Raw genomic sequence first — 14,490 nt, 5'->3', positions numbered from 1 at the left:
CTGTTTCATTCCTCGTAAATCGTTGCCGGGGAGCGGGTTTCGGTGAGCGTGTCGAGATAGGCGGCCATCGCCACCCCGGCCGATTCGATCGGGCCGGTCGAGCGCAGGGTGCGGCTGAGAATGAACGCACCCTCCAGGGCGCCCAGGACCGCGATCACGAAGGTGTGAGCCGCGGGCGCGGACAGCCCGCGGGCCCGGAAGTACGCGCTGCCCTGGTCGATCCACGACTGCATCACTTCGGCGGTCACCTCTCGCAACGCAGGTTCGCTGTCGGCGATCTCGCCCGCGACCGTGCCGACCGGGCACATGTTCATCCAGCCGGACTGCTCGATCTGTTCCGCGGCGGCGGTGAACGCGGCCACCACCGCCACCCGCAGGTCCGGATACGGATCCATCAGCAGCGGTAGCAGCTGGATGTAGGCGGCGCCGCTGGTTCGCAGCGCGGCGGCCGCGATCTGCTGTTTGCCCTGCGGGAAATGGTGATACAGCGATCCGATCGGGGCCCGCGCGGCGGCGGTGATCTGTTTGACACTGGTGGCGCCGTAGCCCTGGCGGCGCATCAGTTCCGCCGTGGCGGTGACGATGCGCTCGGCGGTCGGGGTTGACACGGTCTCGGACATGATCCCATACTAGAACACACGCTCTAGAGCGAACGTTCTAGCAGGTGGACACGTCTTTCCGGACGTGGCCGCACGTGTCCGATGTGGAGGTGGCAGCGCATGCCGGTCGTCGAGGTTCCCGCCGGGCCGATCCATTACGTCGAGGAGGGGCAGGGTCCGCCGGTCGTGCTGCTGCACGGACTGCTCATCGACCACACGGTGTGGGATCGCGTGATGCCATTGCTGCCCAGCGGCTTTCGCTATGTGCGGCCGGTGCTGCCACTCGGCGCGCATCCGGAACCGATGCGGCCGGACGCCGACCTGAGTATGCGCGGCCAGAACGTGGTGCTCGCGGACTTCCTCGACGCGCTGGATCTTCGCGATGTCACCCTGGTGCATTCGGACTGGGGCGGCGGACTGTTCCTCACCGCCTACGGTCTGGACAAACGCGTCGCCCAGCTGGTCGTGCTGCCGTGTGAGGCCTTCGACAACTTCCCGCCCGGCCTGCCCGGAAAGCTGGCCGTACTCGCGCTGCGCGTCCCGGGTGCGCTACCGATCGTCCTGCGCCAGTTGCGGATCGGGCTGCTTCGTCGCTCGTCGCTGATCTACGGGCAGATGGCGCGCTATCCGGTACCCGACGAACTGATGCGCCGCTGGACCGAACCCGCCCTGCGTAATCGGGACATCGGCCGCGACGTGCGCAAATACGGCCGGGTGCTGCCACCGGCCGCAAAACTGATCGCCGATACCGAAGCCCTGCGGAACTTTCCCGGCCGCGCCCTGGTGCTGTGGTCCCCGGCGGCCGCCCCGATGCCACGCGAACACGGGCGCCGCCTCGCCGAACTCCTGCCCGCGGGCCGGCTGGTGGAAATCGAGGACGCCTACGTCCTGTCGATGCTGGATCAACCCGAGGCCGTGGCCGCGGAAATGACGGCGTTTCTCACCGGCGCCTGATCCGGCGCCGGTGAGAAACCCGGTGTCACTTGCCGTTTCGGGCTTCGGCCAGACGTTCGCGGGCGGTGTCGGCGGCCTTCTCCGCACGCTCGCGCGCGGCCTCGGCCGCCTTCTCGGCGCGCTTGCGCGCCTGACGCGCGAAGATCGACCCGCGCTGCTTGGCCACCTCGGCCCACTCGCCACCGTGTTCGCGGGCGGCCTCGGCCCACTCGGTGCCGCGGTGCTTCGCGAGCTCGGCCCAGTCGCCGCGGTGATCACCCGCGGTGTCGGCGAGTTCGGCGCTCTTGCGCTTGGCCAGCTCGGCCCATTCACCGCCGTGTTCGCGGGCCGCTTCGGCCAGATCCGCGCCGCGCCGCTTGGCCACCTCGGCCCACTCGCCGCGATGGTCGAGTGCGGTGCCGGCCAATTCGGCGCCGCGGCTGCGTGCCAATTCCGCCCATTCGGTGCCGTGCTCGCGAGCCGCCTCGGCGAGTTCACCGCCGCGAGACTGGGCCACCGAGGCCAGTTCGGCGCCACGCGATTGCGCCACCGAGGCCAGGTCGGCGCCCTTGTCCGCGGCTACCGACGCCAGTTCCCGGCCGCGGACGGCCTGCTGCTGCAGGCGATCCCGCACCGTGTCGGCGGTGGTGGCGGTGAACGGGAGGGCGGCGGCGGCCTTGCGCGCGGCCCGGCGGCCCCGCCAGCTCAGCGAGGGCTTGCCCTCGGTATCGGCGGCGGCGATGAGCAGGCCGCCGAGCAGGCCGACGTCCTTGAGGAAGGCCGTGCGCTTGGCGGCGCGCTGCTGCGCATCCGATTCGTTCCAGAAGTCCTGCTCGGTCACGGTGGCCGGGACGACGGTCACCGCCAACGCCAGCGACGAGAGCCGGGGTGCGCGGTTCAGCGCGAGCAGGGTTCCGGCGCCGACTCGGACGATGGCATTGATCCGCACGATTTTCGCCGGATCGGAGGGCAGTTTGGCCGATACCGAATCCGGCAGACGCTGTTCCCCATGGGATACCAGCGTGGTGGCGGCCTGCGCCCGTGGCTCGGGATGCATCAGAGTGTCGACTCCGTCGACGACGAACACCGATGCCAGTAGCGGCCGGGCAAGGCGGCGAATCAACATAGTGAAAACCCTTTCCTCAACGGTCTCGTTCCGGCGGGTTCCCCCGATGCCGCGTCCCAATCACACTCGGGACGCCGACGGAGCTCAGGGCACGACAGTAACCGGCCAGCGCCCCGCTTTCACCAGACGCACCGCGACCGAGCCGATAATTCGATGCCCGGCCTTCTCGGACGCGCCGACCACGACGCCGTCGGCCTTCAATTCGTCGGCGGCCTCGGCCAGCACGGTGAACGGATCGCCGCGGCGGGTGATGAACTTCCAGCGGGTGCGGTAGACGTCCTTGACCTTCTCCGCGTGTTCGCGCACCTCCCGGGCCAGATCCTCGGCCATCTCCGCGGTCGCGCCCTGGACGTCGACGCCGTAGGCGCCGGCCATGGCCATCCAGGGCTGGACGTAAATCATTGCCAGCAGGGAGTTCTGGCGCCGGGCCAGTCCCGCGGCATAGGCGGTCGCGCGCCAGGAGGCATCGGATCCGTCGATGCCGACCATGATCACCCGGGGGCCGTCGGTGCCCAGTTCGAAACCCGACGACAGGCCGGGCGCCCACTCCGGTGTTGTCTCTTCGGCCACGACCCGAGCCTAGAGCAGGCGCAACAGATCGTGCAGCGTGCGCAACTGCTCGGGCGACAGCGCGGTGAGGGCGGGCGGCGGCGGATCGGGAGTGGCCATCGCCTGGGCGAGCACCTCCCGCCCGGCATCGGTGATCGTCACCAGCTTGCGCCGCCGATCGTCTGCGGCGGTGTCGCGCGAGACCAGACCGCGGGCCTCGAGATCGTTGACCACCACGGTGGTGGCCGGCGCGTCCATGGTGGCCACCCGGGCGAGTTCCTTGAGTGGCAGCGGGCCGGGCGCCAGCCGACGCAGTACTCGAAACCTGCTGAACGGCATGCCCGTTCGATCGACCACCGCGCGCTTCCAGGTGTCGCGGGTGTCCTTGACCACGTCGGTCAGTACGCGCCAGACCTCGTCCGGGTTCGGGGCGAGCGGGCCGTCAGACATGAATGGGCTCCTTGTGTTCGAGCAGGGGAGCGATCCGGTCGCGCGAGCGCAGTGCCCATCCGGTGTTGGCGGCGATGCCCAGCACCACGACGCCCGCCGCCAGGGCGGCCACGACCCACCACAATTCCGCCCCGGCCAGCAGCCCGCACAGGGCGACACCGACGCTGACGCCGATCTGGCGGCTGGTCGAGGCGACCGCCGAGGCCGCGCCCGCCCGATCCATCGGCATCCCGCTGACCGCCGCCGTCGTGATCGGCGGGTTCACCGTCCCGAAACCGGCGCCGAAGATCGCGAACATCACCACCAGCTGCCAGATCGGGGTATCGGGTCGCAGTGTGGTCAGCAGCGCGGCGGCTGTCGTCATCAGAATTCCGGCGGCGACCAGCGAGGGCCGGGTGCCGAAGCGGCCGACCAGCCGGCCCGACAGCGGCGAGCAGATCAGCATCGCCAGCGCCATCGGCAGGTAGAGAAGTCCCGTGTGCACAGCCGAATAATGCCGTACGCCTTGCAGATACAGCGAAGCGCTGAAGAGGAAGGCGCCCAGTCCGGCGAACGCGCAGATCGCGGTGACGGTGGCCGTCGCGAACGGCACGCTGCGGAAGAATCGCAGATCGATGAACGGCGAGCGATGCCGCCGTTCGGCGTAGAGGAATCCCGCCAGCGCCACGGCCGTGATCCCGAAGATCTCCGGGCGATGTTCGATCAGCCCGAAGACCAGCGTGAACATCACCACGACCGCCAGCACCTGGCCGAGCGGATCGATACCGCGTGCCGTCCGCGATTTCGATTCCGGGACGTAGACCGTGGTCAGCACCAGCGCGACGGCGCAGATCGGCAGATTGATCCAGAACACCGACTGCCAGCCCAGCGCGTCGATCAGCACGCCGCCGACCATCGGGCCGATCGCGGTGGAGATGCCGACGACCGCGCCCCAGACGCCGACCGCGCGAGCCCGTTCGACGCGGCCGGTGAAGACCGTGGTGATGATCGACATCGCGATGGGATTGAGCATCGAACCGCCGATGGCTTGGATGAAACGTGCCCCGATCAGCATGTCGATATCGGGCGCGAGGCTGCACAGCAACGAGCCGAGGGCGAAGATGCTCAGCCCGATCCGGAACATGCGTTTGCGTCCGAAGCGGTCGGCGGTCGCGCCGGACAGCATCAGCAGGCTCGCCAGGGTGAGGGTGTAGACGTCGACGATCCACTGCAGCCGCGACAGCGGCGCGTCCATATCGCTGCGGATGGTCGGAATCGCGACATTGACGATGGTCGCGTCCATCGACGAGATCAGCAGGCTCAGACAGCAGGTGACCAGCACGATCGTCTTGTGGCGCGGCGTCAGCCCGGAAACAGTTGTAGGCACACAATGATTGTGCTCTCACAACTATTCGGTGACAAGGACTGTGAACTAGTTCACTGCACGGTTGCACCGGTCGCATACCGGCCCCGACCCGGTACGGTGCTGCGATATGACGACCGACCGGAAACCCGAGGAGCCGGGCGCGCCCGCCCTCGCGTCCGCGGGTGAAGAAGAGGGCTACCAGCGCGGCCTCAACCCCCGAACCATCCAGATGATCGCCATCGGCGGGGCGATCGGCACGGGACTGTTCTACGGATCCGGTGGGGCCATCGAACAGGCCGGCCCGGCGCTGATCCTGTGCTACCTCGCCGCCGGCCTGGCGATCTTCGTGATCATGCGCGCGCTGGGGGAGTTGCTCACCTACCGGCCGGTATCGGGCAGCTTCGGTGAATACGCCCACGAATTCCTCGGTCGCTTCGCCGGCTTCGTCACCGGCTGGACCTACTGGGCGGTGTGGGTGGCGACCTGCATGGCCGAGATCACCGTCGCCGGCAAATACATCAAGTACTGGTTCGCCGTACCGGAATGGGTGACCGCGCTGGTCGTGCTCGGCGTGCTGTTCGCCGCGAACCTGATCTCGGTGAAGCTGTTCGGCGAGGGAGAATTCTGGTTCTCCACCATCAAGGTGACCGCCATCGTCGCGATGATCGTCATCGGTATCGGCGTGCTGATCTTCGGTTTCGGCCACGCGCCCGATCCGACGGTGACCAACCTGTGGGCCGACGGCGGTGTCTTCCCGAACGGCTTCGGCCAAGCGCTGCTGGCGTTGCAGATCGTGCTCTTCGCCTATGTGGGCGTCGAACTCGTCGGCGTGACCGCGGGCGAGGCCGCCGATCCGCGCCGCACCCTGCGCCGGGCGATCAACTCGCTGCCGCTGCGGATCGGGCTGTTCTACGTGGGCGCGCTGATCGTGATCATGTCGGTGTCGAGCTGGCGGGTGTTCCACTCCGGGCGCAGCCCGTTCGTGGAGGTGTTCGAGCAGATCGGCATTCCGGGGGCGGCGGGGATCATCAACTTCGTGCTGCTGACCGCGGCGCTGTCGTCGTGCAACTCCGGTATCTACTCCACCGGGCGCATGGTGCGCAGTCTCTCGCTGCGCGGTGAGGCCCCGGCCGCGCTCGGTGGTCTGAGCAACCGCCGGGTGCCGTTCGCGGGCATCGTGCTCTCGGCGGCGATGATGGTGATCGGTGTGATCGTCAACCTCGTCTCACCGGACAAGGCGTTCAACTACATCACCTCGGTGTCGACCATCGGCATCATCTTCGTCTGGGGCATGATCCTGGTCTGCCACCTGATCTACCGTGTCCGCGTGCGGCGCGGCGAGCTGCCGGCCAGCGACTACCGCCTGCCCGGGGCGCCCGTCAGCTCGGTGCTGGCGCTGGCCTTCCTCGGATTGGTCGTGGTGTTGCTGTTCTGGACCGACAGCGGCCGCACCGCGCTCGTGGTCGGCCTGGTGTGGGCGGTCCTGGTGTGCGCCGGATACCCGGTGGTGAACCGGCTGGCGCGCCGCCGGGAGTCCGCGGCGAGCTGACCTACTTTCCGTCCGGATGGCCGACCGCGGCCAACGCGGTGGTCCAGTCGCCCGCGATGGCGTTCTGCGCGTCCGCCAGGCCGACCGCGCCGGAGCAGATCAGCGAGTGCAGTTTGTTCTCCACCGAATCCTTGGGGTTGTTCGGCCCGGACCCGGCCTTGTGGTCGGGCGAGGGCGGTTCGACCCAGAGATTGCGCGGATCGTTCGGGTCGCCGCCGAGTTCCAGTGAGATCAGGTGGTCGTATTCGGCATCGTGCAGATTGCCGGTGTAGCCGTAGGATTCGGCGTTGGCCTTCTTCTCCCGGTCGGTGATATTCGCCGGCGGGCGGATGGACTGGGTGTATCCGCCGACGCAGATCGTCGACTTCACGGTGTCGGGCGTGACCTTGGGATTGATCGCGCCCGGCGTGCAGTGCGGATCCGGAAGTGGCTGTCCGTCAGCGGATTTGCCGACATGGCAGGTGCCCGGTGCCGGTTGCGCGGCGACGGTGTAGGTACCAGAGGGACCGGGACCTACCGCGGGTGCGCCCTGATGGGCGATGGAAACCGGATGTGCCGCCTGGCTCACTGGCGACGAATTCTGGTGGGAGCACCCACATATCAGCAGCGGCGCCGCGAGTGTCGCAGCCGCCAGAAGGGTTACGCGTGTATTCATAATGTCCTCGGGCCGACCTACATCAGGGTCTCATTGTGCCCGTTCGTAGATGGCCAGCGCGATAGCTTCTGCGGCCCGGCGACATTGCTCGTCGGACAGGTCGACGTCGCCCATCATCCCGATACTCCACGAGATGGCCAGCAGAGCTTGGCGGGCATGGAAGACCGCCAGGGGATCGTGGCCGGGTGCGGTCATCGCCTCGGCGACCGTGCGGAACTGGTAACGCAGCACAGATCCCACGCCGAGCCGGCGGAACGCGGGCTGGTTCTCGTACATGAACCGCGTCATCTCTCGCCCGGTGTGGTGCAGCACGGCGCCGTAGCGGCGGAGGATTTCGCGACCGGTCTCCGGTCCGGGCGGTTGACCCTCGGCCCAGGCCAGGAGGTCGTCGATGCCCGTGCGCAGATCGTCGGCGAGGCTGACGACGATGTCTTCCTTGGATCGGAAGTGGTAGTAGACCGCGGCTTTGGTGATGGCGAGCCGATCGGCGATCTCCCGGATCGAGGTGTGTTCGTAGCCGTGCGCGGAGAACAGCTCCATCGCGACCGACCGGATGCGGTCCCGGGTGTCGGTCCGCCTGCCGGCCACGGGCCCTCCCTTCTCGACCGAGGGACGGCACCGGATCCGCCGGTGGTCCGCGTTCACCCTACTGGGACGGTGCGCGGAGGCGGGGCCGGACCGTGCCGTTTCCGGGTGAATCGTCCGGAATGTCGGGAACTACTGTGTGAGAATCGAATTCATCAGAGTTCCGGCGCTGGTCGCGACCAGGCCACCGACGAGGGCGCCGGCCACCATTTTCGGCGACTGCAGCGGGCCGCCGTTCCACTTCTCCCAGGCGAACCGGCCGCCCGCGAAGATGATCGCGCTGGTCCCGGACAGCAGCATGAACCAGGTGAAGTAGCGCACCAGTTTCAGGAGTTTGTCCGCCGCCGGAGGTGTCTCGGGCGTCGGATTGCCGACCTGGGCCACTATGACGTCGTGCACCGCGAGAAGGATCATGATGCCCTCGTTCCACAAGATGGTGTGGTGCGGGTACCACCATCGTAGGGCGCGTATTCGTCCTGATGGCAAGCGAATGCGAGCCGGGATGCGGAATCGCGGTGTCGGGGACCGGTTTCGAGGCGTTCAGCCGTCTTGACGGGGTCCCCGCCGAGCGTGGAACGAACTACTCGTCGTCGAGTCCGGCGGACAGATACGCCGCGGCGGCGATCCACTGCCGGCACGACAGGTGCCGATCGTGTGCGTAGAGAATCGCGCGAGCGCGGGGATAGGTGAGTTCTCGGGGTTCGGTGGCGCAGTCACCGACCTGATCGGCACCGGGCGCGCGGTGCTCGGATAGGCCGTGATCGCATGTACCGGAATGCTGGAGCAGTTGGTTCATGGGATGCCCTCGACCGTTGGCGAAAGATTGCGGAAGCGAACGTTTCGGCACGGCCTCCCGCTGCTTCCGGCCTGCCTGCTCCGGCGTGGTCCGGCCATGTCGTGCGGTCGAGTTTACGGCGCTGCAAGGAGCAAATGCAAGTACATCTGCACACTCGTCGGTGATCGGAAGTGTTGTGCCGCAACGGGTGATCACGGTTTGCGCGCCACCGCGCCGTAACCCGACACCGGCACGGTCGGTACCGGTTCGCCGAGCGGTCGGCGCCATCGAGTCAGTGGGACGAAGCCGGGTTCGAGCAACTCGAGCTCCGCGAAGATGGAGCGCAGCTCGCAATGGTCGCGCGGGAAATACGGTACGGCCGTGACGTTTTCGTACGTCGCGCACATCCGGACGAAATCGGCGCTGTCGGTGGTGCCGTCCCAGTAGGCGAGGTAGCTGCCCCGGCAGACCCGCGCCATCGAATCCGCGACGACTCCGCGCAATTCGCCGATGCGCTCGCAGTGGCCCAGCACGCCCATGAACATGACCGCGACCGGCTCGTCGAGATCGAGAATGTCTGCGACACGGTCGAACAGGAGATCCGGTTCGCGTAGATCCGCATCCAGATATACGGCCCGCGGGTCGGTCAGCAGCGTCCGGCCGTGGGTCAGCACCAGGGGGTCGTTGTCCACATAGACGACCCGCGCCGCCGGATTGCGCCCGCACGCGACCTCGTGGGTGTTGTCCGTGGCGAGCAGTCCGGCGCCGATGTCGAGAAATTGCCTGACCCCGAGGTCGCCGGCCAGATGACCGACCGCGCGCCGGAGAAAGCGGCGGCTCTCGGCCGCCAGGGCGGTGATACCGGGATCGAGTTCCGTTGCCGCGCTGCCTACCCGGCGGTCGACCTCGTAATTCTGCCGTCCCCCCATCCAGTAGTTCCAGATTCGCGCGGTATGCGGAATATCGGTCCGAATCTCACGCTGCCGGCTCGGCTGCTGCTGTCTTGGCGGCACCGATTCCCTCCTGCTCCCGGTTCCGACGCTCGAGTCCCGTCCGGCGGTTGCCGATGGCGGGTGGGCGAGACGGTAACCGAAACGTTCGCATCCGGTGGGCCGATCCGCGCGGAATGTGTCATCCGCCCCGGTCGAGGCCCGAAACCGACCGGTCGGACACCGTTTTCGGGCGTCCGGAGGGCGATTCGAAAGATGACGAGTCAATGGAAAAGGCCTTGTCGCCCTTGGTTTTTTGCGATTTTCCGCAGGGCTCGATCCGGGCCAACCCCCGTGCTATCGTTCAAAGCGTCGGTTTCAAATGCAAGTACATTTGCTCGAACATATGCAAGAGCTGAAGATAGGCATCAGCTCGTTCAATCCGGATCGCCGAGTGTGGGCCTCTGCTGCCGAGCTCGGCCACCACGAACCCTGGAGACAGTCATGACCGATTCCACTGCCACCACAGCCGGCCGCCTGTCCGAAGCCGCGTGGCGCAAGAGCACGTTCAGCAATCCGAGCGGGAACTGTGTCGAATTGGCCGATTTGTCCAATGGCCTGGTTGCCGTGCGCAACTCGCGTGACCCCGAGGGTGCGGTGCTCGTCTACACCCGCCCCGAGATCGATGCCTTCCTGCGTGGCGCCAAGAGTGGAGAGTTCGACGATCTGGCCTGATCGGCGGTAGCATGGCATTCGGCGCGGTGTCGGTACGCGACGAGGCAGAGATTCCTGATGTTCGACCAGCTGCTCTCGATGGTTGTACCCTCATTGCCGGTGATCGTCGAGCATCGGAGTAGACCTCATGATGGCAGAGCCCGTCCGGATCGGCCGTGTGGATTCGCTTGTCGCCGAACGCGGTCCGACAGCGCTTCGGATCGCGGTCGGCGGACAGCTCCGCAAACTGCGAGAGGGCGCCGGCATCACGCGTGAGGCGGCCGGCGAGCACATCCGTGGTTCACACGCGAAGATCAGCCGACTCGAATTGGGCCGCACCGGTTTCAAGGAACGCGACGTTCGTGATCTGCTGACGCTCTACGGCGTCGAGAACGCCGAAGAACGTGAGATGTTCCTGGATCTGGTGAGCCGCGCGAACCAGCCGGGGTGGTGGCACAGCTACAACGACCTGCTGCCCCAATGGTTCGAGACCTATCTGGGTCTGGAACACGCGTCGAAGTCGATCCGTACCTTCGAAGGTCAGCTCGTTCCCGGTCTGCTGCAGACCGAGGAGTACACCCGCTCGGTGGTGGCGCTCGGACATGAGAACGCCGAGGCCGCTCGCCGAGTGGAACTGCGCAAGAAGCGCCAGGAAATCCTGGACCGCCCCGGAGCGCCGACGCTGTGGGCCGTCCTCGACGAAGCGGTGCTGCACCGGCCGATCGGCGGTGAGCAGGTGCTGCGCGCACAGCTCGACCATCTGGTCGCGGTCTCGATGAAACCGAACGTGACCATTCAGGTGCTGCCGTACGCGGCCGGCGGTCACGCGGCGGCGGGCAGCTCGTTCACCATGCTGCGCTTCGCCGAACCCGAACTGCCCGACATCGTGTATCTCGAACAGCTGACCAGCGCACTGTATCTGGATCGTCAGCAGGACCTGGAGCTCTACCGCCAGGTCATGGATCGGCTCAGTGTGCAGGCCGAACCGCCGGAGCGGTCGCGGGAGATGATGAAGAAGGCTGCGGCCGACCTGCCCGACATGGCCTAGGCGCTCGCCCGGGTGGTTCGGGTCCCTGAAGACAGCAGTAGCCGTAAGACAGCAGTAGCCGCCGACCCGAAGGCCGGCGGCTACTACTTCCGTCCTGATCTATTGTTTGATGAAGCTGGATGCGATGCGCCAGAAAGCTTCCGGTTGCATCGCGTCGAAATCCCAATCGTTCACCAACGCGTGCGCGGTGGTGACGATGCGATCGATATCGAAATCGTCGCGTGTGGCCGCACCGGTGGACTCGACCGCACTGATGACGAAAGATGTTGCGGTTTCCCGCGAATAGATGTGATGCCCGGTCCGGTTCCTGTCCATCACTCCGAGCCGACCGAGACCCATTGGCTGGTTCATACGAACGCCCCTGACGCCAGGCCGCATGATTTCCTTCGGCGAAAATTGGCTTCCGGTTCACCCTGCGGCTCACGGGTAGTCCCCTGCATTGCCTTGCAGCCCGAGTCTAGGGTGGCCGCGAGATCATATGCAAGCACATCTGCAACATCGAATCCCCGGTCAGAGCGTGGTTTTCGGCTGCTGACGGGTTGCTGTGCACTCCTGCCGGAGCCCTCCGTTCGGACGGGAATCCGGCGCCGATTCCGATAGCGGGGGAGATATACCGACCGGCACGGCGGCCCGGGCGGGCGGGTGGCTTGCTGCACTGTTTCCACACGGACCGGACGGCTGGTTCTCTCGCCGAAAAAATGTGGTATTGCCGCCGGGAATCGACATGCCGACCATGATCGAACACGGTGCCGAGCGTGTCGCACGTGTCCCGCGCAGCGGCCCCGGCGTGGAACCGGTTCTCGTCGCCGTGCTATATCTGCCTGGACCAGCAAGATCAGTCGCCGACGGCGAACGCGCGCTGTCGCCGACGGCGGCCGGTGCGGTACTCGCGGGCGGTGACCCGAGGAGACAGGCACGCGCAGTGGACAGCTCGCACGGATATTTCGCGGTGGACGGCCGGGGCTTCACCCCGAACCGGATGGCGGCCAGTCAGTGGTCGGCCGATCAGGTGGTCGGGCCGGCGCTGTGCGGGCTGCTGGCGCGCGCGCTCGACAACGAGCACGCCACCGACGGGTTCGTGCCGGTGCGGCTCACCGTGGACCTGTTCAAACCGGCGCGCATGCACGAGCTGTCGGTCTCGACGACCCGTGTGCGCAACGGCAAGCGCATCCGGCTCGCCGACGCGGTCGTCACCCAGGACGGCGAACCCGCGGCACGCGCCTCGGTGGTCTTCCTGCAACCGTCCGAGCAACCGCCGGGCGAAATCTGGACCCGGGACCAGCAGCCGGTGCCGCCGTCGCTCGAGGTGGCGCCGCCCTCCGCTCTGCCGACTGCGCCGCTGTGGCACAGCGACGATTCCGCACACTGGTCGCGGGTGCCCTCGGAACACGAGAACGGCAGTCGCAAACGCAGCTGGCAGCATCCGGTGAACGTGGTCGACGGGGAGCGGCCCTCGCCGTTCGTGGTGGCCGCGATGGCCGCCGAGCAGACCAGTATGGTGACCAACTGGTCCAGTGCGGGAGTGGGTTTCATCAACACCGATCTGACGCTTGCTCTGGTGCGGATGCCCGAGGGGGCCGATATCGGACTCGAGGCCGATAATCACTTGAGCCGCAACGGAATCGCCGCCGGCACCGCGACCCTGTTCGATCGCTACGGCGCCTTCGGCAGCGCGATGATCACCGCGGTCTCCAACGCCGCCCGCCAGATCACCGCGAGTCACCTCGACGGTGTGATCGCCTCGGCCAACGGCGCGCGCCGCTAGTCCGGCTGCCCGCGCTGCTCACCCGACGCGGTGGGCGGCCCACCGGCGGGCGGCGTCGCGCAGGCCGTGGGTCCACACATTGGGGCTGCGGTTGGCGGTGGCGGTCCACTCCGCGGCCAGGGCGGTGGAGAAGATGCGCAGGTCGCGCTCGGATGCGGCATGCCAGGCCGGGACATGGGCCGCCCACGACTCGGCGGCGGCCGGATCGTGGCCGGCGAAGATGAGCCAGACGATCCAGCATCCGGGGTCGATCCACGCCGCACCCCGGGTCGCCCACGGCCAGTCCACCAGCCGGGCCTCGTCGTGATCGATGATGACGTTGCTGTAGTTCCAGTCGGTGTGCAGCAGGGCGTCACCGGCGAACACCGCGATGTCGGCGTCGTCGTCGAGATAGGCGCCCCAGCGGACCTCGGCATCCTTGAGCTCTACCTCGGCGGGCGGGTGCAACCGGCTCAGCGCGGACATCGCGGCCGCGGTGGCGGCGAGGTCGGAGTCGACGCGATAGTCCGCGAAATGCCCTGCGATGAACTCGAATCCGAGCAGATCCCATCCGCCGGCCGCGATCTGCCACCGTAGCCGCGGGCCCACCGGGGTCACATGACGGGCCAGGGCGGCCTCGCGGTGCTGGGTCCACACCTCCGGATCTCGTTGCGGCACACCCTTGATGAAGGTCCGGCCATCGGCCGTCTCGATCACCGTCGCGAGTTGACTGCTGAAGCCGGCGATCACCGAATCGGCCCGCGCGACCCGCCCCGTCACCGCTTCGACCGCTGCCCGGGTCGCCGAGGGCAGTTGTTCCCAGTTGCGCCGGCGCGAGGAGGTCTGCGCCCGATCGACTGTCACCCTCGAAGAATTACCCCCGATGCCCTGCTCTGGCAAGGGAACTCGATCATTCCACAGCCGCTTCCGGCAGCGTTCTTTCACCTGTGTTTTCAGGTGCGGTTTTCATGCGGTGGTGTAGGTGCGGGCGACGAGGGCGCTGCGGAGGTACCAGAGTCCGCTGGCTTGGGTGGGGTCGAAGCCGGTGAGTTGGGCGATGCGTTTGAGGCGGTAGTCGACGGTGTTGGTGTGGACGTGGAGGAGTCGGGCGGTGCGTTGGCGGTTGAGGTTGTTGGCGATGTGGGTTTGGAGGGTGGTGAGGAGTTCGGGGTGGTGGTCGAGGGGGTTGAGGAGGGTGCCGAGGTGGTCGCGTCCGGGTCCGGGGCGGGTGAGTTGGTATTCGAGGGCGAGGTCGTCGAAGCGGTAGAGGCCGGGGATTGATTGGAGGCGGGTGACCATGTCGAGGAGTTGGTGGGTTTGGTCGGTGGCGGTGGGGATGTCGGTGGTGGGTGTGGTTGTGGTGGTGGCGGTGATGGGGACGCGGGCGGCGTGGGAGAGGTGGGTGATGAGGGTGTGGAGGTCGGTGGGTGTGGTGGCTGTCTCTTATACACATCTGACGCTGCCGACGAAGCTAGAAGTGTAGATCTCG

Annotated in this window: 17 protein-coding genes and 1 pseudogene; 5 read left to right on the top strand and 13 right to left on the bottom strand. The window is 67.1% G+C overall.

Features of this window, described 5'->3' with window-relative positions; genetic code table 11:
* Nucleotides 1-5 precede the first annotated feature (5 nt).
* Nucleotides 6-620: a TetR/AcrR family transcriptional regulator gene (locus C8258_RS19765; RefSeq protein ID WP_106956470.1), complete on the bottom strand. Its 615-nt coding sequence runs from the start codon at nucleotides 618-620 to the stop codon at nucleotides 6-8.
* Between the two features lie 99 nt (nucleotides 621-719).
* Here C8258_RS19765 and C8258_RS19760 point away from each other — a divergent pair, with 99 nt between their 5' ends.
* On the top strand, nucleotides 720-1,553 hold the full coding sequence (locus C8258_RS19760; protein ID WP_106956469.1) for an alpha/beta fold hydrolase: 834 nt from the start codon (nucleotides 720-722) through the stop codon (nucleotides 1,551-1,553).
* A gap of 25 nt (nucleotides 1,554-1,578) precedes the next feature.
* Here the strand turns inward: C8258_RS19760 and C8258_RS19755 are convergent, their stop codons facing one another.
* The 4 genes from C8258_RS19755 to C8258_RS19740 form a co-directional block, all read right to left on the bottom strand.
* A complete protein-coding gene (locus C8258_RS19755; RefSeq protein ID WP_106956468.1) occupies nucleotides 1,579-2,658 on the bottom strand; it encodes a DoxX family protein in 1,080 nt (359 codons plus the stop codon).
* A gap of 84 nt (nucleotides 2,659-2,742) precedes the next feature.
* Entirely contained in the window at nucleotides 2,743-3,228 is a 486-nt protein-coding gene (locus C8258_RS19750) for a universal stress protein (RefSeq protein WP_232329527.1), read from the bottom strand.
* A gap of 9 nt (nucleotides 3,229-3,237) precedes the next feature.
* Entirely contained in the window at nucleotides 3,238-3,657 is a 420-nt protein-coding gene (locus C8258_RS19745) for a MarR family winged helix-turn-helix transcriptional regulator (RefSeq protein WP_106956467.1), read from the bottom strand.
* The gene (locus C8258_RS19740; protein WP_199195773.1) at nucleotides 3,650-5,023 is read right to left on the bottom strand and encodes an MFS transporter; all 1,374 of its coding nucleotides are present in this window, start codon (nucleotides 5,021-5,023) and stop codon (nucleotides 3,650-3,652) included. Before C8258_RS19740 ends, C8258_RS19745 begins: the two co-directional genes overlap by 8 nt.
* Nucleotides 5,024-5,129: 106 nt before the next feature.
* Between C8258_RS19740 and C8258_RS19735 the strand changes: the two genes are divergently transcribed.
* Nucleotides 5,130-6,551 (top strand): amino acid permease, encoded by a 1,422-nt coding sequence (locus tag C8258_RS19735; protein WP_106956466.1) that lies wholly within the window; start codon nucleotides 5,130-5,132, stop codon nucleotides 6,549-6,551.
* A 1-nt stretch (nucleotide 6,552) separates the two neighbouring features.
* Here the strand turns inward: C8258_RS19735 and C8258_RS19730 are convergent, their stop codons facing one another.
* The 5 genes from C8258_RS19730 to C8258_RS19710 form a co-directional block, all read right to left on the bottom strand.
* Nucleotides 6,553-7,119, bottom strand: coding sequence for a hypothetical protein (locus C8258_RS19730; protein ID WP_233225206.1), 567 nt, complete (start codon nucleotides 7,117-7,119; stop codon nucleotides 6,553-6,555).
* A gap of 117 nt (nucleotides 7,120-7,236) precedes the next feature.
* On the bottom strand, nucleotides 7,237-7,794 hold the full coding sequence (locus tag C8258_RS19725; RefSeq protein WP_233225205.1) for a TetR/AcrR family transcriptional regulator: 558 nt from the start codon (nucleotides 7,792-7,794) through the stop codon (nucleotides 7,237-7,239).
* 129 nt (nucleotides 7,795-7,923) lie between these two features.
* The gene (locus tag C8258_RS19720) at nucleotides 7,924-8,205 is read right to left on the bottom strand and encodes a hypothetical protein (protein WP_036508560.1); all 282 of its coding nucleotides are present in this window, start codon (nucleotides 8,203-8,205) and stop codon (nucleotides 7,924-7,926) included.
* Between the two features lie 166 nt (nucleotides 8,206-8,371).
* A complete protein-coding gene (locus C8258_RS19715; protein ID WP_036508533.1) occupies nucleotides 8,372-8,587 on the bottom strand; it encodes a hypothetical protein in 216 nt (71 codons plus the stop codon).
* A 191-nt stretch (nucleotides 8,588-8,778) separates the two neighbouring features.
* Nucleotides 8,779-9,579, bottom strand: coding sequence for an SAM-dependent methyltransferase (locus C8258_RS19710; protein ID WP_106956464.1), 801 nt, complete (start codon nucleotides 9,577-9,579; stop codon nucleotides 8,779-8,781).
* Between the two features lie 420 nt (nucleotides 9,580-9,999).
* Here C8258_RS19710 and C8258_RS19705 point away from each other — a divergent pair, with 420 nt between their 5' ends.
* On the top strand, nucleotides 10,000-10,230 hold the full coding sequence (locus C8258_RS19705) for a DUF397 domain-containing protein (protein ID WP_030515774.1): 231 nt from the start codon (nucleotides 10,000-10,002) through the stop codon (nucleotides 10,228-10,230).
* 127 nt (nucleotides 10,231-10,357) lie between these two features.
* Nucleotides 10,358-11,257: a helix-turn-helix transcriptional regulator gene (locus C8258_RS19700; RefSeq protein ID WP_106956463.1), complete on the top strand. Its 900-nt coding sequence runs from the start codon at nucleotides 10,358-10,360 to the stop codon at nucleotides 11,255-11,257.
* Between the two features lie 99 nt (nucleotides 11,258-11,356).
* Here the strand turns inward: C8258_RS19700 and C8258_RS19695 are convergent, their stop codons facing one another.
* Entirely contained in the window at nucleotides 11,357-11,572 is a 216-nt protein-coding gene (locus C8258_RS19695; RefSeq protein WP_063820466.1) for a hypothetical protein, read from the bottom strand.
* Nucleotides 11,573-12,179: 607 nt separating this feature from the next.
* Here C8258_RS19695 and C8258_RS19690 point away from each other — a divergent pair.
* Nucleotides 12,180-13,022: an acyl-CoA thioesterase domain-containing protein gene (locus C8258_RS19690; protein ID WP_233225204.1), complete on the top strand. Its 843-nt coding sequence runs from the start codon at nucleotides 12,180-12,182 to the stop codon at nucleotides 13,020-13,022.
* A gap of 18 nt (nucleotides 13,023-13,040) precedes the next feature.
* On the opposite strand, the gene C8258_RS19685 is transcribed toward C8258_RS19690, so the two are convergent.
* Both C8258_RS19685 and C8258_RS19680 read right to left on the bottom strand, forming a co-directional pair.
* Nucleotides 13,041-13,865 carry an aminoglycoside phosphotransferase gene (locus tag C8258_RS19685; RefSeq protein WP_106956462.1) on the bottom strand — a complete coding sequence of 275 codons (825 nt, stop codon included), beginning with the start codon at nucleotides 13,863-13,865 and terminating at the stop codon, nucleotides 13,041-13,043.
* A gap of 102 nt (nucleotides 13,866-13,967) precedes the next feature.
* Nucleotides 13,968-14,420: pseudogene (locus C8258_RS19680) on the bottom strand (PucR family transcriptional regulator); the annotation flags it as partial.
* Nucleotides 14,421-14,490: the final 70 nt, after the last annotated feature.

The organism is Nocardia sp. MDA0666 (genome assembly GCF_003023875.1).
GTDB lineage: Bacteria > Actinomycetota > Actinomycetes > Mycobacteriales > Mycobacteriaceae > Nocardia > Nocardia aobensis.
This window is presented reverse-complemented; position numbering and strand designations above follow the sequence as displayed.